Consider the following 18,010-nt stretch of genomic DNA (forward strand, 5'->3'; position numbering starts at 1 on the left):
CTATCCCCTGAGCTCCTTGAGGCGTGCCACGTCGGCGGCGTGCCCTTCCTTCCCGCCGGGCGTCTCGATGATCAGCGGTACGCCGTCCGTGGCCGGGTGGGCCAGCAGCTCGCGGAAGGCCTCGGCGCCGATGTGGCCGGTGCCGATGTTCTCGTGGCGGTCCTTGTGCGCGCCGACGACGTCCTTGGAGTCGTTGGCGTGGACCAGCTTCAGGCGGCCCTCGCCCACGGTGTCGACGAGCAGGTCGAGCGTCTGCTTCACGCCACCGGGACCGGCCAGGTCGTGCCCGGCCGCGAAGACGTGGCAGGTGTCCAGGCAGACGCCGAGCTTCGGGTGGGCGTCCAGGGCCTCGAAGTACGGGCCGAAGTCCCAGGTGCGGGAGCACAGCGACGAGCCCTGGCCCGCGGTCGACTCCAGGAGCAGGAACGGGGCGTCGTCGTGCGTCAGCTCGTCGAGCAGCGGCAGCATGTGCTCGCGCACCTGGCGCAGCGCCACGTCACGGCCCCGGCCGCCGGTGGCCGAGCCGGTGTGCACGACCACGCCGAGCGCGCCGATCTCCCGCCCGCGGCGCAGCGAGTGCCGCAGCGACTCCACGGACTTCTCGACCGTGGCCTCGGTGTGCGAGCCGAAGTTGATGAGGTACGGCGCGTGGACGTACGCCGGGATCCCCTCGGCGGCGCAGGCCGCGCGGAAGGCCTCGTCCTGCTCGGGGTTGCCCGGGGGCGTCGCCCAGCCGCGCGGGTTGGCGACGAAGACCTGGACGGTTTCCGCGGCGAGGTCTCGGGCGTAGGCGAGACCGACACGGGCGAGGCCGCCGGCGACGGGGACGTGGCTGCCGATGGGGGACTTCTTGTTGCTCATTCGAACCAGGGTGGCACGCCGCCGGGGCAGGTCCCGCGCGGGGGCGCCCCAGACCTCGCTCCTCAAACGCCGGAGAGGCTGAAACACAGCCGCAAGCGGCACCATCCAGCCCGTCCGGCGTTTGAGGACGAGGCGCGAAGCGCCGAAAAGGCGGGGGCACGGGGGCGGCAGCCCCCGGATCGGGAAGGGGCGGGTCAGGGGCGCCCCGCGAGGGAAGCCGGTCAGCGGATCTTGATGGTGACGGTCGACCCCTTGGGCGCCTCGTCCCCGGGGTCCACCGACTGGTCCTTCACCGTGTCGCCGAAGATCCCGAGCAGCCCCCGGTCCTCGTCGACCTCGAACCCCGCGGCCTCCAGCTTGTCCGTGGCCTCCCCGACCTTCATCCCCTCGACGTCGGGGACCTCCACCATCTCCGGCCCCTTGGACAGCGTCAGCGTCACCGTGTCGCCCCCGGCGAGCCGCTGCTCCGCCTCGGGGGACTGCTTGGCCACGGCCCCCTTGTCCTCGTCGGAGAAGACCCGCGTCGGCGCGATCTTCACCTTGAGGCCCGCCTCTTCGAGCTCCTCGCGCGCGTCGCTCTCGGAGTCGCCGGTGACGTCGGGCACGTCGATGGGGCTGCCCTTGCTCACGAGGAGGGCGATGGCGGTGCCCGCCCTGCGGACCGTGCCGGGCTTCGGATCGGTGCTGATCACGGAGCCCCTGGCCACGTCCTCGCTGAAGGCCTTGGTGACCATCCCGGCGCCGAGCCCGGCGTCGTCGAGCTTGTCCTTCGCCTCGGAGAGCGGCGTGCCCTCCAGGTCGGGGACCTTCACGGTCTGCGGGCCGAGCGAGACGGTCAGCGTGACCTTGCCGTTCTGCCGGATGCGGTCGCCGACGTCGGGGTCGGTGGCGATGACCGTGCCGCGCTTGTCGGTGTCGCTGTACGCGCCCTTGACCTTGCGCACGTCGAGCCCGACGTCGTCGAGCCGCGCGCGGGCCTCCTTCTCGGTCTTGGCGAGCACCGCGGGGACCGTCGTGAACTGGCCGGAGTTGATGTACCAGACGCCCGCGCCGACGCCCAGGACGAGCAGCACGGCCGCTATCGCCACGGTTATCCCACGCCGGGCGAGCAGCCGCTGGCGGATGCGCTCCTTGACGGAGGCGGGGCGGGCGGCCGGTGCCCCGGCGGGGCGCGGCGGGGGCTGCGGGGTGCGCAGCACGCTGGTGCGGTTGAGCCCGTCCTGCCCCGGGTCGCCGACGTCCCGGGTGGCGGGCAGCGGCAGCTGCACCGCCCGGTCCGCGCGCGGGATGACGCTCGTACGGTCCTCGGAGGTGTCGTGGGCGGTGTGCTCACCGGCGCGGGCCAGCGGCGGCACCGTGTCCAGCTGCGCGTCGGTGAGCGTGAAGCGCGCCTCACGGAGCAGCGCGAGCAGCGCCACCGCGTCGTACGGGCGCAGGTCGGGGTTGCGGGCGGTGGCCGTCGCGACCAGCTCGTCCAGTTCGTAGGCGAGGCCCGGCACCGCCGCGGACGGGGGCGGCACGTCCTCGTTCAGGTGCTGGAACAGGACCTGCGCGGGGGAGTCGCCGGAGTGCGGCTTGGCGCCGGTCAGCATCTCGTACAGGACGACCCCGGACGCGTACACGTCCACGCGGGTGTCGGCCGTGCCCTGCTCGATCTGCTCGGGGGCCAGGTACGACACCGTGCCGAGGACGGTGCCCGTGGTGTTCGTGACCGAGTCCACCGCGCGGACCAGGCCGAAGTCGGCGACCTTGACGCGGCCGTCGTCCCCTATGAGGACGTTCTCGGGCTTCATGTCGCGGTGCACGAACCCGGCGCGGTGGGCGGCGCCGAGGGCGGCGAGGACCGGCTCCAGGATGTCGAGGGCGGCGCGCGGGCGCAGCGCGCCGCGCTCGCGGAGCACGTCGCGCAGGGTGCAGCCCGCGATGTACTCCATCGCCAGGTACACGTACGGGCCGTCGGTGCCCTGGTCGAAGACCCCGACCACGTTCGGGTGGGCGAGGCGGGCGACCGACTTGGCCTCCCGGATGAAGCGCTCGACGAACGAGGCGTCGGCCGCGAGCGTCGGGTGCATCACCTTGAGCGCGAGCACGCGGTCGAGGCGGGTGTCCACGGCCCGGTAGACCGTGGCCATCCCGCCGACCGCGATCCGCCCGTCCACGCGATACCGCCCGTCGAGCACCTGCCCGACGAGGGGGTCCTTAAGGGTCGTGTCCACGCAGGGAGTCTACGAGCCGCCACCGACGCCGGAGCCGCCCCGGGCCCCGCCCGGGGCAGACTGCAGCGGAGCTGTGACCGAGCCCGCGGCTTCAGAAGGCGGGCCGCTCCGGATCCAGGGCGGCCAGGCCCTCCACGGGGGACGAGGCCTCGGCGAAGTGCCGCCGGGGGATGCGTCCGGCCCGCAGGGCCAGGCGTCCGGCGACGACCGCGTGGCTCATGGCCTCCGCCATGAGGACCGGCTCCCGCGCCCGCGTCACCGCGGAGGCGAGCATCACCCCGGCGCACCCCAGCTCCATCGCGAGCGCCACGTCGGACGCCGTCCCGGCCCCCGCGTCCAGGATCACCGGCACGCGCGCGTGCTCCACGATGAGCTGGAAGTTGTGCGGGTTGCGGATGCCGAGCCCGGAGCCGATGGGGGAGCCGAGCGGCATGACGGCCGCGCAGCCGACGTCCTCCAGCTTCCGGGCGAGCACGGGGTCGTCGTTCGTGTACGGAAGGACGGTGAAGCCGTCGTCGACGAGCGTCTCTGCGGCGTCGAGCAGTTCCACGGGGTCGGGCAGCAGGGTGCGCTCGTCGGCGATCACCTCCAGCTTCACCAGGTCCGTGCCGAGCGCCTCGCGCGCCAGGCGCGCGGTGAGCACGGCCTCGCCCGCGGTGAAGCAGCCCGCCGTGTTGGGCAGCACGCGGATGCCCAGGCGCTCCAGGACGGATAGGACGGAGCCGTGCGTACCCGGGTCGACGCGGCGCATCGCGACGGTGGTCAGCTCCGTTCCTGAGGCCACCAGCGAGCGCTCCAGGACGTCGAGGCTCGGCGCTCCGCCCGTGCCCATGATCAGCCGGGACGACAGCGTGAGGCCGCCGATGACGAGGGGGTCGTCCGCCATGTCGTCAGCCTCCTTGGACGGCGGTGAGGACTTCGACGCGGTCGCCGTCCCGGAGCACGGTGGTGGCCCACCGCGCGCGCGGGACGACGGTTTCGTTGAGGGCCGCGGCGACGCCGGACGGCGCGGTGGTCAGCTCGGCGACGAGGGCGTCGAGCGTGGTGCCCGCGGCGACGTCGCGTGCCTCGCCGTTGACCGACAGGGCGAAGGCGGCGGAGGGCGTGGTCATACGGGCAGCTCCGAAAGGTCCTTGGGCGTGGCGGGGGCGGCCGCGGCGAAGCGCAGCGGCGTGAACGGCCGGGCCTCGTCGGGCAGTTCGCCGGTGGTCAGCAGGTGCGCCATGACGTCGCCGGTGACGGGGGTCAGGAGCACGCCGTTGCGGTAGTGGCCGGTGGCCAGGTGCAGGCCGGGCAGGGCGGTGGGACCGAGCAGCGGGGCGTTGTCGGGCGAGCCCGGCCGCAGCCCGGCCCGGGTCTCGGTGAGCGGCAGCTCGGTGATGCCGGGGACCAGTTCGTGGGCGTCGCGCAGCAGCTCGTACACGCCGCCCGCGGTGACCGTGGTGTCCCAGCCGAGTTCCTCGCTGGTCGCGCCCACGACGAGCTCGCCGCTGAGCCGCGGCACGAGGTAGACGTGGCTGCCGCGGACGACGGCGCGCACGGTGCGGCTCAGGAACGGCGCGTACCGCTCGGGCACGGTGAGCCGCAGGACCTGGCCCTTCACGGGCCGCACCGGCGGCAGGACGTGGTCGGGGACCCCGGCGAGACGGCCGCTGAGGCTGCCCGCCGCGAGGACGGTCTGCCCGGCGCCGAGCGTGGTGCCGTCGGCGAGCACGACGCCGGTGGCGCGGTCGCGCGCGACGACGAGCCGCTCCGCCCACGCGCGAGCGAAGGCCACTCCGGCCCGCTCGCAGGCCACCAGGAGGGCGGCGGTGAGCCGGCGCGGGTCGACCTGGTGGTCGCCGTCGACGCGGAGGCCGCCGCGCACTCCGGGGGCGAGCATCGGTTCGAGGCGGCGGCACTCGCGGCCGCTCAGCCACTCCGAGCGGAGGCCCGACTGCCGCTGGAGGAGGTGCAGTTCGCGCAGGTGGGCGCGGTCGTCGGAGTCGAGCGCGACGGCCAGCGTGCCGCAGGCGCGGTAGCCGATGTCCTCGCCGGACGCCTCCGTCAGCTCGGCGGCGAAGTCCGGATAGCGCCGGGCGGAGGCCAGGTTCAGACCGAGCAGCGTCTGCTCGCCGTGGTGCAGTTCGGTGACGGCGGCCAGCATGCCCGCCGCGACCTGTGCGGCGCCGCCGCCGGGCTCGGGGTCGACGACCGTGACGGACAGGCCGCGCCGCGCGGCCCGCCAGGCCGTGACGAGACCGATGACACCGCCGCCGACGACCAGGACGTCCGCCGGGCCGGCGGACGGTGGTGACGTACGAGAAGGTGACGTACGGGAAACGGACGCGTTCGGTGGATTCGTACGGGAACGCATGGGCGTCCAGCCCCTCCCTTCGCCGGCATGACCCGGATCAGGTTCGTACGGTCGGAGGCCGTCCCAGCCTCCCTCTCAGCCCGGTCGTCCGGGCTCCCGCGAGTGCTCTGCACCGGCTACCCTAGCCCGTCGCCCGCCGGGCCGGTAAGCCCGTCGTGTTCAGGCGCCGGGGGCCGTCCTACAGTTGATCGGGTGAGCGAAGAGCGGAAGCGGACGGGACAGCGGGTCGTCATCGTGGGCGCGGGCATGGCCGGGGTGCAGACGGCCGTGGCGCTGCGCGAACGGGGGTTCACCGGCCCGGTCACCCTGATCGGCGCGGAGCCGCACCAGCCGTACGACAGGCCGCCGTTGTCCAAGGCGGTGCTGCTCGGCAAGGCCGAGGGCTCGGCCTTCGACATCGACTTCGAGGCCCTCGGCATCGAGCTGCGGCTCGGCGTGGAGGTCACCGGCGTCCGTCCCGCGGACCACGCGCTGGACACGGCGGCGGGCCCGGTCGGGTACGAGAGCCTGGTCCTCGCCACCGGTGCCGAGCCGATCAGCCTGCCCGGCTCGGACGGCGTGCCCGGGGTCCATCTGCTGCGCACGCTCGACGACGCGGAGCGGCTGCGGCCGGTGCTCGCCGAGCAGCACGACGTCGTGGTCGTCGGGGCGGGCTGGATCGGCGCGGAGTTCGCCACGGCCGCGCGCGACGCGGGCTGCGCCGTGACGGTCGTGGAGGCCTCCGGGCGGCCGCTCGCGGGCGCGCTGCCCGCCGAGGTCGCGGCCCCGATGGCCGGCTGGTACGCCGAGGCGGGCGCCGAACTGCGCACCCACGCGCGCGTGGCGCGCGTCGAGCCGGGCGCGGTCCTCCTCGACGACGGCAGCAGGCTGCCCGCGGGCGCCGTCGTCGTCGGCATCGGCGCCCGTCCCGCCACGGCCTGGCTCGCCGGTTCCGGCATCGAGCTCGGCGCCCACCGCGAGGTCGTGGCCGACGACCGGCTCCGCACCTCCGCGCCCGACGTGTACGCGGTCGGCGACTGCGCGTCCTTCCCGTCGGGCCGCTACGGCGAGCGGCTCCTCGTCCACCACTGGGACAACGCCGTGCAGGGGCCGCGCACGGTGGCCGCCGCCCTCGTCGGCGAGGCCCCGGAGGCGTACGACCCGGTGCCGTACTTCTGGTCCGAGCAGTTCGGCCGCTTCGTCCAGTACGCGGGCCATCACGCGGCCGCCGACGAGCTGATCTGGCGCGGCGACCCCGCGACGCCGTCCTGGACGGTCTGCTGGCTCCGCGAGGGCGCCCTGGTGGCCGTCCTCGCGGTGGGCCGCCCCCGGGACCTGGCCCAGGCGAGGAAGCTGATCGACGCGGCCACCCCGATGGACGCGGCGTTGGTCACGGACCCGGCGATCCCGCTGAAGAAGGCGATCCGCTCCTGAGGCCCCCGCGGGCGGCGGAGCCGCTCGCGCCGGAGCGCCCCAGCACACGGGCCCCGGGGGCGGAGCCCCGGCCCCCCGCTACCGGCTCCCGGCCGGAGGTGGCACGCTTGATCCGTGACCGAGATTGACGCAAAGACCGATGCTCTCGTCCCCGCCTGGCTCCACCTCCCCGACATCGCAGAGATGCTCGACATCGAGGTGACGCGCGTGCGGCAGCTGGTCAAGGAGGGCCAGCTGATCGCCGTGCGCCGCGGTGAGAACAGGACGCTTCAGGTTCCGGCGGCCTTCATCGACGGCGACAAAGTCGTCAAGGGCCTGTCCGGAACGCTGACGCTCCTGCGGGACGACGGTTTCTCCGACGAAGAGGCGCTCGAGTGGCTCTTCACCCCCGACCCGACCCTGCCCGGCACCCCCGCGCAGGCCCTGAGCGAGAATCGCGGCACGGAGGTGAAGCGCCGCGCGCAGGCGCTCGCCGTCTGACCTGACCACCATCTGGCGTACGGGCCGGGGCAGCCGCCCGGCCCGTACGCCACCGACATCGGGGGGAACGCTCCATGGCCACCGACACGGCGGGCGGCTCCGCACGCGCCCGGCTCGCGGACGCACGGCTCTATCTGTGTGTGGACGCGCGCAGGCGCCAGGGGGACCTCCCGCAGTTCCTGGACGCCGTCCTGGCGGGCGGCGTCGACATCGTGCAGCTGCGCGACAAGGGCATGGAGGCCGCCGAGGAGCTGGAGTACCTCCAGGTCTTCGCCGACGCCTGCCGCCGCCACGGCAAGCTCCTCGCGGTCAACGACCGCGCGGACGTCGCGCACGCCATCGGCTCCGACGTGCTGCACCTGGGCCAGGGCGACCTGCCGGTGCCCGCGGCCCGCGCGATCCTCGGCGCGGACGTCCTCGTCGGCCGCTCCACGCACGCCGAGGAGGAGGCCGCCGCGGCCGCCGTCCAGGAGGGCGTGGACTACTTCTGCACCGGACCGTGCTGGCCGACGCCCACGAAGCCGGGCCGCCACGCACCGGGCCTGGACCTCGTGCGCCACACGGCCGGGCTCGGCACGGACCGCCCCTGGTTCGCGATCGGCGGCATCGACGCGGCAAACCTGGACGAAGTGCTCGAAGCGGGCGCCCGCCGGGTGGTCGTCGTGCGCGCGATCGCGGAGGCGGACGACCCCGGCGCCGCCGCGGCGGACTTCGCGAAGCGGCTGCGTACCGTCTGACGGGACGACGGCGCCCGCGACCGTGGCGTACGCGGGACGGCGGTGCTCGCGGCCCTGGCGTACGCGGGACGGCGGTGCTCGCGGCCCTGGCGCACCCGGGGCGGCGGCGCCCGCGCCCGTGGCCGTGGCATACGACGGGGGCACGAGGCCCGAGGGGTACCCCGGTCGCATCAATATGTACGTACACCCGTCTGATCAATAGCTTGTGGGTGTCCGAGGGGCGGACAACAAGCTGACCAAATGGACATATCACCTGCCTTTGGTTGGGCGACCGGCGTGGCCTGGCTAACCTGCCGGTATGGCCCTAGGCACTGCTTCCACCAGGACGGACCGCGCACGCACCGTGCGCGACATGCTCGCGACCGGCAAGACCACGTACTCCTTCGAGTTCTCTGCGCCGAAGACCCCCAAGGGCGAGCGGAACCTGTGGAACTCGCTGCGCAGGGTCGAGGCGGTCGCGCCGAGCTTCGTGTCCGTGACGTACGGAGCCGGCGGCTCCACGCGCGCGGGCACGGTCAAGGAGACCCAGCAGATCGTCGCCGACTCGACGCTCACCCCGGTCGCCCACCTCACCGCCGTCGACCACTCGGTCGCCGAGCTGCGCAACATCATCGGGCAGTACGCGGACGCGGGGATCCGCAACATGCTCGCGCTGCGCGGCGACCCGCCCGGCGACCCGATGGGCGAATGGGGCAAACACCCCGAAGGGCTTACCTACGCCGCCGAACTGGTCCAGCTCATCAAGGAGTCCGGTGACTTCTGCGTGGGCGTGGCGGCCTTTCCCGCGATGCACCCGCGCTCGACCGACTGGGACTCCGACGTCCGGCACTTCGTCGACAAGTGCCGCGCGGGCGCGGACTACGCGATCACGCAGATGTTCTTCCACCCCGAGGAGTACCTGCGGCTGCGCGACCGCGTCGCCGCGGCGGGCTGCGAGACGCCGATCATCCCCGAGATCATGCCGGTCACGAACGTGCGCCAGCTGGAGCGACTGCCGCAGCTCAGCAACGCGGACTTCCCGCCCGCGCTCAAAGAGCGGATCCTCTCGGCGCAGGACGATCCCGCCGCTGTACGCTCCATTGGTATCGAGTTCGCGACGGAGTTCTGCGCGCGGCTCCTCGCCGAGGGCGTCCCGGGGCTGCACTTCATCACGCTGAACAACTCCACGGCGACGCTGGAGATCTACGAGAACCTGGGCCTGCACCACCAGCAGGCCTGACCGGTCGTACCCGCGCGGCGACCGCAGGGGAGAGGGGCGTACATGGGCTTGACGGTCCTCTACTGCGCGTTCGGCGCGGTCGCGCTGTGGCTGCTCGGCGAGGTGCTGTTGCAGTACAAGGCGCGGCTGCGCTGGCGGCTCCTCGCGTTCGTCGGCTTCCTCGGCGTGGTCGTCGGCGTGCTGATGTCGTCGGTGCTCGTGATCGCCGCGGGCGCCGTCGCCTTCGCCGTCGGGCAGACCTATGTGACGCTGTCGTTCCGCCGCGGCTTCGCGAGCGGCTGGGCGGTCGGCGGCAGGCCCGGCGCGAGCAAGCGCCGCAGGGCGGGCTCCGGCGCCGCGGCGGCCCAGCCGACGCTCCAGGTCTCCGAGCTGGAGTACGAGGCGGACGCCGCGGGCCCCGAGGCCTCCGCCGAGCCGGACCCGCTGGAGTCGACGGCCATGATGGAGGTGCAGACCGCGGGCCCCGGCGTGTACGCCCCCGAGCCGATGCCCGACGACACCGGCCAGTACGGCGTCTACGGCGACGGCCCGCAGCCCCCGCCCGCCGCCGCTGACGGCTACGCCTTCGACACCTACGCCCCGTACGACCAGCAGGAGGCACCGCCCCAGCAGGACCCCCTGCACTTCGCCTACGGCGACACGGGGGAGCAGCGGTACGCCGCCTACTCCGACCCGTACATCGGCCCGCAGACCTACGGCGCCCAGCCGAGCTACGACGCCTACGCCGACAAGGCCGCCTACGCGCCCTACGGCGGGGACGCGTACGGCACGGGCTATCAGGACACCCCGCCCGGCGGCGTCTGGGTGCCGCACCAGCGCACCGGCGACACCGCGCCCTACGGCGCCGAACCGCCGCTCGAACAGCCTCCATACCCGCCGTTCGACCCCGCCGACGGCGAGCCTGACCAGCGGAACGTCTTCGGCTACGAGCCGGGGCACAACGGCGAGCAGCAGTACCGGTACTGAGGCGGGCCGGGCCCTCGGGCCCGCGCCGCCCGGCTCACCGGAGCCGCGGAGCTCCGGTCACGGGGAGTCGCGGAGCTCCGGTCACTGGGAGCCGCGGAACTCCGGCCCCTCCACGATCAGCCCGGCGACCAGCGTGCCGGACATGCCCGCGTGCGGCAGGCCGCCGCCGGGGTGCGCCCAGCCCCCGGCCGCGAACAGGCCTGCCACGGCCGTGCTGTTGGCGGGGTGCAGCAGGTGGCCGCCCGCCGCGGCGAGAGCGGGCGGCGGGACCGCGCCGCCCTCGGCGCCGGTGGCCTCCTCGACGTCGGCCGGGGTGCGGACCTCGTGCCACAGGAGGCGGTCGCGCAGGCCGGGGACGGCGGTCTCGGCGCGCTCGACGAGCGACCGTACGTCCGTGTCCGTGACGGTGGCGCCCGCCGGGACCGTGGCGGTCAGCGTCACGGCCTCGTGGTCCGCGTCCGGTCTGCCCGCCGGGTCGTCCGGGCGCAGGACGGCGAGGGTCGGCGCTGCGGGGAGCCCCGGGCGCGGCCCGAAGACCCGGTCGAGCTCGTCCGCGCGGTCCGGGGTGTGCAGCACCGTGCGGTGCGGGGTGCCCTCGGGGCGGGCCCCGCGCAGGGCGAGGAGGACGGTGAGGCGGCTGGGGAGGCCCGACCGCGCGGGAACCTCGCCGGCGGCGCGCGCCGGCGCCCCCGCGTCCGGACCGGCCGCGTCGGACAACAGGACCTCCAGCGTGCGCGGCGGGACGCCCGCTACCACGAAGTCCGCGTCCACCACGGTGCCGTCCGCGAGGCCGACGCCCGCCGCGCGGCCGTCCTTCACCACGATCCGCGTCACCGCCGAGCCGAAGACGAACTCGACCCTGCGGGCCAGGCACCGCTCGTACACCGCCCGGGCGAGCGCGCGCAGGCCGCCGCGCACCGACCAGGAGCCGAAGGTCTGCTCCAGATAGGGCAGGACGGCCGCGCTCGCGGGTGCCGTGCGCGGGTCGAGGCCGTGGGCCAGGGCGAAGTGCTCGAGCAGGGCGCACAGCCGGGGCTCGCCGCCCAGCTCGAAGGCGCCGATCTCGGCGAGCGTGGCCGCGCGCCGCTCCTTGCGCAACAGGCGGCGCCGGGCGACCGAGGGGTAGGGCTCGCGCTCGGCGAGGACCTGCCAGTTCGGCCACAGGGGCTCTTCCAGGAGGGGGCGGCGGGTGCGGTCCCAGGCCTCCCGCGCGCGGTTCATGAACGCCGACCACCGGTCGCCCGCGCCGGAGCCGAGGGCCGCGTCCAGGGCCTCGCTGACGCCCGCCCGCGAGGCGTTCGGCAGGTCCGTCGTGGTGCCGTCCGCGAAGACGTGCCGGACCGCGGGCTCGACCTGCGACAGCTCGACGCAGTCCTCCAGGGGCTGCTTGCCCGTCTTCACGAACAGGTCGCGGTAGACCGCGGGCAGGTGCAGCAGGGCCGGGCCCGTGTCGAAGCCGAAGCCGTCGCGCTCCACGCGGCCGACCGCGCCGCCGTACGTCCGCGCGCGCTCGTGCACCACCACCCGGTGGCCCGCGACGGCCAGCCGGGCGGCGGCCGTCATGGCGCCCATCCCGGCGCCGATCACCACAATCCGTGCCATGCCAGGGACTTTATCCGCCGCCACTGACAACGCCGTCGGCCGCCCGCCCCCTACGACTTCCCGCCCCTACGGCCACCCGTCCCGCGGGCGGCCCGGCCCGGCAGGCGGCCGGTCCGGTGGCCGCCCGGCCGCGGCGGCCAGGCGGCGCTCCTCGCGGCGCTGCGCCCTGCGCCGCAGGAACCGGCGGATGCGCGAGGCGAGGAAGGCGAGCAGCACCAGGCCGATGAGCAGCAGCACGCCCGCGATGACCGCCGCGGCCTCGGGGTGGAACATCGCGAAGCTGACCACCCCGCCGACGCCGAGGTCCTCCGCGGTGCTCACGATGAGGTTGCTGAACGGCTCCGGCGAGGTGTTGACCGCCATCCGCGTCCCGGCCTTGACGGCGTGGCTCGCCAGGGCCGTGGAGCCGCCGATGGCGCCCGCCGCCACGTCCGGGAGCGAGCCGCTCTGCCCGGCGAGCAGCGCGCCCACCCAGGCACCGGACAGCGGCCGGACGACGGTGTGCACGGCGTCCCACACCGAGTCCACGTACGGGATCTTGTCGGCGACGGCCTCGCAGGCGAAGAGCACGCCCGCGGCGATCAGCACCCCCGGGCTCTGCAGCGACTCGGGCACGTCGTCGGAGACCCCCGTGGCACCGAACACGCCGAGCAGCAGGACCACCGCGTAGGCGTTGATCCCGCTGGCCCAGCCGCTGGTGAACACCAGGGGGAGAACACTCACCAGGTCACCGGCCCGCGGAAACGCGCGTCAGGCGGGCGGGGAAGTCAGCACGGGTCAGCACCACCCCAGGATCACGCAGCGGGACGCGGTACGCCATCGAGGGCCGCCACGATCCGAGCGGCGACGGCTCGCCGAACCTCGCGGGCGACACGCACGGGGACCGCAGCAATGCGAAGAGCGCCGCGGGGCGGGGACTACGGTGCGGGCGTGTTCGGTCTTGTGGTCATGTTCGTGCGGCTCGGGAGTGCGCTGCGTACGGCTTGGGGAAGGCCCGCGTTCCGGGGAACGGCGTGGACGCTGGCGTTGCTGTGGACCTCGGCCACCTTCTTCTACGCGCATCAGGAGGGGTGGGGCGTGCTGGACTCCTTCTACTTCGCGGTGTGCACCGGGTTGACGATCGGGTACGGGGACCTGGCCCCCGCCACGGCTCTCGGGAGGCTCTTCACGATCCCGTACGGGCTCCTCGCGGTGGGTGTGTTCGCCGCCCTGGCCACTCAGCTCGCCCAGGCCTTCACCACGACGCATGCCGGCCGGGCGGCCCGCATCAAGGCCCGGAAGGGGACGGCGAAGCACGGGCACGGACGTGATCGCAACTAGTAAGCGACGTTCCGGCCTGGGCGTGAGCACCCGGGCCTGAGTATCCGTACCTAGGGGTGGAGATGAGTACGCGCGCGGATGGGGTCCGACGTGCGTGGACGGGAGAGTGATGACACGGAGAAGGGCGCGGCGCCGGCACCGCCGACACGGGGCGGCGGAACGGGGCGGCGCCCTTGGCCGCTCCTCCCGCCTCGAAGGGCGGGAGCGAGGTCACGGGGGCGACCGGGGGAACGACCACGGGGGTCGCGCGGGGGACCGAGTGGGCGCCGGTCCGGTGTGCCTGTGCCAGGCCGCACCGGGCCGGCGCCGTGCGACGGGGGACGCGTACGAACGGGTGAACCGCGGCGCGCGTGCGCGCCGGTGGGCCGCCCGGGTCAGCGGCTGCCGCTCACCCGCCCCTGGAGCAGCCGGGACAGCGCCGCGTGCACGTCGTCGAGCGAGCGCTCCGGCTGGAAGGACTGCCAGTCGAGCGCGGCCACCAGGACCATGCCCACGAGGGCCGCCGCCGTCAGGGGGATGTCGATCTCCTCGCTGAGCTCGCCGTTCGCCACGCCCGCGCGCAGGACGTCCTCGACCACGGCGACGGCCTGCTGGCGGACGACCATCAGGGTGGACTGCCAGGCCCGGTTCGTGCGCCACAGCTCGGCGACGTACAGCTGGGTGAAGGCCGGGTAGCGGTCGATGAAGAGGAGGCCCGCGCGGATCATCGCGTCCAGGGCGTCGACCTTGCTGCCGCCCTGGAGGACGGTCTGCTCGGCGGCGTCCTTCAAGGATGCGGTGAGCAGGCCCACGCCGTGTCGCAGCAGCTCTTCGAAGAGGACGGACTTGCTGGCGAAGTTGTAGTAGACCGTGCCTTTCGCGACGCCCGCCCGTTCGGCGATCTCGTCAACTGTCGTGGCGGAGAACCCCTGTTCCGCGATGAGGGTGACGGCGGCCTCGTACAACTTCTGTCTGGTGGCCTCACGCCGCGTGCTGCTCGCGCTGCTTTCCATGCGCCTGATTTTCACAGGTTCCGTCCCGTTCACAGGCTCAGCTCCGGGTGCAGCCGGTCGAGTGTCCACACCTGCTTGCGGCGCGCGGTGACGGCGGTGAGCGCGAGGGCGCCCGCGGTGAAGGCCGCCAGGACCGCGCACGCCTGCCAGACCGGGCCGAGGCCGCCGCCCGTGATGAGCCTCCTGAGGGCGTCGACGACGTAACTCATCGGCAAGTAGGGGTGGATCGCGCGGAAGAAGCCGGGGCTCGTCTGCACGGGGTACGTGCCGCCCGCCGACGTCAGCTGGAGCATCAGGAGCGCGAGGACGAGGATCCGCCCGGCCGCTCCGAAGCGCGCGTTCAGCCACTGCACGAGGGCCGCGAAGCAGGCCGTCACCAGGGTCAGGAATCCGATCGTTCCGGCGGCCCGCGTCATCTGGAGCCCGAGGCCCCAGTGCAGTACGGACATCAGGGCGGCCACTTGCAGCACGCCCAGGGCAGCGACCGGCAGCCAGCCCGCGAGCGCGACGCGCCACGCGGCGGCGCCCGCGGCGAGCGCGCGCCGGTTGAGCGGCTGGATCAGCATGTACGCCACCATCGCGCCGACCCACAGGGACAGCGGGATGAAGTACGGGGCGAAGCCGGTGCCGTAGTTGGGCGCCTTGTGCAGGGACTGGGAGGCGAGCTGCACGGGGTCGGCCATGACGTCGGTGCGCCGGTCGCGGTCCTTCTTGTCGTAGTCGGGGATCTTCTCGACGCCGTCGTGCAGGCCGCCCGCCAGCTTCTGGGAGCCGTCCGCCAGGGTGAACAGGCCGCCGTTGAGGTCGCTCGCGCCCGTCTTCAGCCTGCCCACGCCCGCGTCCAGGTCCGTCGCTCCGGTCTTGGCGGTGCCGAGGCCCGTGTGCAGCTTCTTGGCGCCCTTGGCGACGTCCCCTGCGCCCTTGTCGAGCGCGTTGACGTCCCGGACGGTCTTCTCCAGGTCCTCGTCGAGGTGCGGGGCGCGGTCGGCGAGGCCCTGGGCCTTCTTCTGGAGCGCGGCGAGGCTCGTGTCGAGCCGCTTCAGATCGCCGTTCTGGTCCTTGACCAGCGTGTCCACGTCCCCGGCGATGGTCGAGACGTCGGCCGCGACCTCCTTGGCCTTCTTCAGCTTCGGGCACCAGGGCGGGGCCTCGGGAGCGCGCAGGCACTGCTCTTCGTAGACGCCGTCCAGGGCGGCCGAGGCCTCCTTGGCGTCGGTGGCGGCCCTGGGGGCCTTCTCGACCAGGGTGTTCAGGTTGTGGCGGACCGCCCTGGAGGAGTCGGCGACCAGCTGCGCGCTGTCACCGAGGGTCTTGCCGTTGTCCTTCAGGTACGGCCGCACCTTGGCCGCCTCGCCGTTGACGCGGTCGGCCAGCTTCCGCGTGCCCTCCGCGACGCGGCGCGAGCCGTCCTCCAGGTCGCCCGCGCCGGTGTGCAGCTTCCTGACGCCCGAGGCGAGGTGCCCGCTGCCGTCCTTGGCGCTCTTCAGGCCGTCGACGAGGTCCTTGGAGCCCTTCTCCGCCTTTCCGATGCCGCCTTCGAGCTTGTCGGCGCCCTTGGCCGCCTTCGCCGTCGCCCCGTGGATGTCGGAGAACGAGATGAAGATCTTGTCGAGGAAGCCGCGCGAGGCCTTCGTGGATGCTGCCCTGCGCACCTCCGAGAACACCGTGCGGGAGATCTGCCCGACGATGTAGTTGTTCGCGTCGTTCGTACGGACCTGGAGGGCCCCCGTCTCCGGGGAGGCGCCCGAGCTCGACGCGACGCGCCTGCTGAAGTCGGACGGCATGGTCAGCGAGAGGTAGTACGTGCCGTCCTCTACGCCCTCACGGGCCTCGGCGGCGCTCACCTGGTGCCAGTCGAAGGTCTCGCTGTCCCGCAGCTTCTTGACGATGGTGTCGCCCGCGGCGAGCTTCTCGCCGTCGACCCGGGTCCCCTTGTCGTCGTTGACGAGCGCCACGGGGATCCGGTCGAGGCGGCCGTACGGATCCCAGAACGAGCACAGGTACAGCGCGCCGTACAGCAGGGGAAGCAGCAGCAGCGCGACGAGTGCCGCGCGCGGGAGCCTGCCCCTGCCGAAGCGCTTGAACTCAAGCGCGGCGAGCTTCGGGGAGCGCATCCGCCGTCTCCTTGTCGTCGTCGGTGGGGCCGGTCGGGCTGGTGGTGCCGGTCGCGTCGGTCGGGTCGGTGGGCCCGGTCGGGTCGGGGCGTTCGGCGGCGGGTGCGGTCGAGACGACGACCGCGCCCTCGGGGGCCTCGCTGCACACGGCCACGACCGTCGTCCCGCGCGCGGCGACGGAGCGCAGCAGCTCCCAGGCGGCGTCCCGCTCGGCGTCCGACAGCTTGAGGTCGGTGTCGTCGACGCCGAGCAGCCGGGGACGCCCGACGAGCGCGAGCGCCACCGAGAGCCGCAGCGCGTCGAGGCGCTCCAGGTCCCGCACCGACGTCCGCGAGCCCTTGGGGAGCGCGGCGACGTCAAGACCGGCGGCCCCGAGCGCGGTGTCGATCCGCAGCCGGGATTCGGTCGCCCGCTCGGCGCGCGGGCGCAGCAGGGCGCGCAGCGAGCCCTCGTACCGCCGCTCCAGGAGCGCGCGCTCCCGCAGGTGCTCGGCGACGGTCAGCGCGGGGTCGAGGTCGTTGACGCCCGGCACCGGGCCGAGCCCGCTGATCCGGCGCACCGCGGCGAGCTGCCCGGGAAGCCGGGCGCGGCCCACGGAGGCCGTGCCCTCGGTGGCCCGCATGCGCCCCGTGAGCGCGAGCAGCAGACAGGTGCGGCCGGACCCGGAAGGGCCCTCGACGGCGACGAGCGCGCCCGGCTCCGCCGCGAAGCCGATGCCGCGGAAGGCCCAGCCGCGTGGCCCCCGGAGTCCGAAGTCCGCCGCGCTGAGGGCGGCGCCGTGCGAACCGTTCACGGTCTTCCTCGCCTTTCAGGTCGTCCGAAGCGTGCGGGGCGACCGGCCGACCAGCAGGGGCCGGTGAGCCCGGGCCGCCCGGCCGATGCCGCCGGGCGGGGCCACCGGGCAAGTTTTTGTACTGACTGGTCAGTTCAAAAGGTAGCCCGAACCGACGAACGGGGCAAAGCCCCAGGTCAGCGCCGATTGTCAGTGGCGTACCCCACGATGGGCACATACGGCCACTGCGCCGTCACACAGACGACAGGAGGTTCGTCATGGCCCGTTCGCACGCAGCGGCCGCCGCACCCCGGCGCCGCGCCGCAGGCCCTGCCCCCTCACTGACCGGCCCGGCGAGCGACGTGCACCCCGTCCTGCGCCGCGCCACGGCCCCGCCCGCCGCCCTCGAACTGCTCGCCCAGGCCCGCGCCGGACTCGACGAGGCCGCCCGCCTCGACCCTCCGAACGAGCGCTATGCGACGGCCCACCTGGCCGCCCTGCGCACCGCAGCCGCCGTCCTCGCCGCCCGCGGCCGCCCCGAGCTCAGCCCCCGGCGCAGGCAGCGCATCCGCAGCGCCTGGGAGGTGCTGCCCGAGATAGCCCCCGAGCTGACCGAGTGGAGCGCCCTGTTCGCCTCCGGGGCCGCCCGCAGGGCCCGCGCCGAGGCGGGCATCCAGGGCGCTGCCGGCGTCCGCGACGCCGACGACCTGCTGCGCGACGCGGCGATGTTCCTGCGCCTGGTCGAGCGGATGCTGGTCCTCCAGCCCGTGCTGCCCCAGGCCCGCCAGGAGCCGCCGGATGCGGGCTGACCTGGGCGTGCGCCGCGAGGCCCGGACCGGCCCCGCGGCGCACGCCCGGCCCGGGGGCGGCCGGGTGCCGCCGTGAGCGGGCGTCCGCGCCGCCCGCCCCCGGTGATGCCGGGGCACAGGTCCAGAGGCAATAGGGTGGGAGCGCCCGTACCC

17 protein-coding genes and 1 riboswitch are annotated in these 18,010 nt (G+C 74.2%); of the genes, 7 read left to right on the plus strand and 10 right to left on the minus strand.

The window, feature by feature from the left end; translation table 11 throughout:
- The 5 genes from AC5WAM_RS30375 to thiO all read right to left on the minus strand — a co-directional run bounded on the left by AC5WAM_RS30375 (nt 1) and on the right by thiO (nt 5,433).
- Nucleotides 1-861: a deoxyribonuclease IV gene (locus AC5WAM_RS30375; RefSeq protein WP_495519490.1), complete on the minus strand. Its 861-nt coding sequence runs from the start codon at nt 859-861 to the stop codon at nt 1-3.
- A 221-nt stretch (nt 862-1,082) separates the two neighbouring features.
- A complete protein-coding gene (pknB, locus tag AC5WAM_RS30380) occupies nt 1,083-3,077 on the minus strand; it encodes a Stk1 family PASTA domain-containing Ser/Thr kinase (protein WP_495519491.1) in 1,995 nt (664 codons plus the stop codon).
- A 91-nt stretch (nt 3,078-3,168) separates the two neighbouring features.
- Nucleotides 3,169-3,963: a thiazole synthase gene (locus AC5WAM_RS30385; protein ID WP_495519492.1), complete on the minus strand. Its 795-nt coding sequence runs from the start codon at nt 3,961-3,963 to the stop codon at nt 3,169-3,171.
- A 4-nt stretch (nt 3,964-3,967) separates the two neighbouring features.
- Nucleotides 3,968-4,189 (minus strand): sulfur carrier protein ThiS, encoded by a 222-nt coding sequence (gene thiS, locus AC5WAM_RS30390; RefSeq protein WP_366790792.1) that lies wholly within the window; start codon nt 4,187-4,189, stop codon nt 3,968-3,970.
- On the minus strand, nt 4,186-5,433 hold the full coding sequence (gene thiO / locus AC5WAM_RS30395) for a glycine oxidase ThiO (protein WP_495519493.1): 1,248 nt from the start codon (nt 5,431-5,433) through the stop codon (nt 4,186-4,188). Before thiO ends, thiS begins: the two co-directional genes overlap by 4 nt.
- A riboswitch (TPP riboswitch) is annotated at nt 5,431-5,543 on the minus strand. Its footprint overlaps the gene before it by 3 nt.
- Before the next feature lie 136 nt (nt 5,544-5,679).
- Here thiO and AC5WAM_RS30400 point away from each other — a divergent pair.
- The 5 genes from AC5WAM_RS30400 to AC5WAM_RS30420 all read left to right on the plus strand — a co-directional run bounded on the left by AC5WAM_RS30400 (nt 5,680) and on the right by AC5WAM_RS30420 (nt 10,248).
- A complete protein-coding gene (locus tag AC5WAM_RS30400) occupies nt 5,680-6,846 on the plus strand; it encodes an NAD(P)/FAD-dependent oxidoreductase (protein WP_495523676.1) in 1,167 nt (388 codons plus the stop codon).
- Nucleotides 6,847-6,960: 114 nt separating this feature from the next.
- A complete protein-coding gene (locus tag AC5WAM_RS30405) occupies nt 6,961-7,326 on the plus strand; it encodes an Rv2175c family DNA-binding protein (protein ID WP_030679421.1) in 366 nt (121 codons plus the stop codon).
- A 74-nt stretch (nt 7,327-7,400) separates the two neighbouring features.
- Nucleotides 7,401-8,063, plus strand: a complete 663-nt coding sequence (thiE, locus tag AC5WAM_RS30410) for a thiamine phosphate synthase (RefSeq protein ID WP_495519494.1) — start codon at nt 7,401-7,403, stop codon at nt 8,061-8,063.
- A gap of 298 nt (nt 8,064-8,361) precedes the next feature.
- Nucleotides 8,362-9,282, plus strand: coding sequence for a methylenetetrahydrofolate reductase [NAD(P)H] (metF, locus tag AC5WAM_RS30415; protein ID WP_138959250.1), 921 nt, complete (start codon nt 8,362-8,364; stop codon nt 9,280-9,282).
- Nucleotides 9,283-9,324: 42 nt separating this feature from the next.
- On the plus strand, nt 9,325-10,248 hold the full coding sequence (locus AC5WAM_RS30420; RefSeq protein ID WP_495519495.1) for a hypothetical protein: 924 nt from the start codon (nt 9,325-9,327) through the stop codon (nt 10,246-10,248).
- 81 nt (nt 10,249-10,329) lie between these two features.
- Here the strand turns inward: AC5WAM_RS30420 and AC5WAM_RS30425 are convergent, their stop codons facing one another.
- Nucleotides 10,330-11,850: a phytoene desaturase family protein gene (locus AC5WAM_RS30425; protein WP_366790788.1), complete on the minus strand. Its 1,521-nt coding sequence runs from the start codon at nt 11,848-11,850 to the stop codon at nt 10,330-10,332.
- A 66-nt stretch (nt 11,851-11,916) separates the two neighbouring features.
- The gene (locus tag AC5WAM_RS30430) at nt 11,917-12,573 is read right to left on the minus strand and encodes a DUF4126 domain-containing protein (RefSeq protein ID WP_495519496.1); all 657 of its coding nucleotides are present in this window, start codon (nt 12,571-12,573) and stop codon (nt 11,917-11,919) included.
- A 207-nt stretch (nt 12,574-12,780) separates the two neighbouring features.
- On the opposite strand from AC5WAM_RS30430, the gene AC5WAM_RS30435 reads away from it, so the two are divergent.
- Nucleotides 12,781-13,170: a potassium channel family protein gene (locus tag AC5WAM_RS30435; RefSeq protein ID WP_366790786.1), complete on the plus strand. Its 390-nt coding sequence runs from the start codon at nt 12,781-12,783 to the stop codon at nt 13,168-13,170.
- 374 nt (nt 13,171-13,544) lie between these two features.
- Here the strand turns inward: AC5WAM_RS30435 and AC5WAM_RS30440 are convergent, their stop codons facing one another.
- From AC5WAM_RS30440 to AC5WAM_RS30450, 3 genes are read right to left on the minus strand one after another with little or no spacing between them, the layout of a single operon-like run.
- Nucleotides 13,545-14,162: a TetR/AcrR family transcriptional regulator gene (locus AC5WAM_RS30440; protein WP_138959246.1), complete on the minus strand. Its 618-nt coding sequence runs from the start codon at nt 14,160-14,162 to the stop codon at nt 13,545-13,547.
- Between the two features lie 29 nt (nt 14,163-14,191).
- Nucleotides 14,192-16,276 (minus strand): YhgE/Pip family protein, encoded by a 2,085-nt coding sequence (locus tag AC5WAM_RS30445; RefSeq protein WP_495519497.1) that lies wholly within the window; start codon nt 16,274-16,276, stop codon nt 14,192-14,194.
- Nucleotides 16,248-17,069: an ATP-binding cassette domain-containing protein gene (locus tag AC5WAM_RS30450; protein WP_495519498.1), complete on the minus strand. Its 822-nt coding sequence runs from the start codon at nt 17,067-17,069 to the stop codon at nt 16,248-16,250. Before AC5WAM_RS30450 ends, AC5WAM_RS30445 begins: the two co-directional genes overlap by 29 nt.
- Before the next feature lie 257 nt (nt 17,070-17,326).
- On the opposite strand from AC5WAM_RS30450, the gene AC5WAM_RS30455 reads away from it, so the two are divergent.
- On the plus strand, nt 17,327-17,857 hold the full coding sequence (locus AC5WAM_RS30455) for an SAV_6107 family HEPN domain-containing protein (protein ID WP_366790783.1): 531 nt from the start codon (nt 17,327-17,329) through the stop codon (nt 17,855-17,857).
- Nucleotides 17,858-18,010: the final 153 nt, after the last annotated feature.

Source organism: Streptomyces sp. JLYT201 (assembly GCF_059448825.1).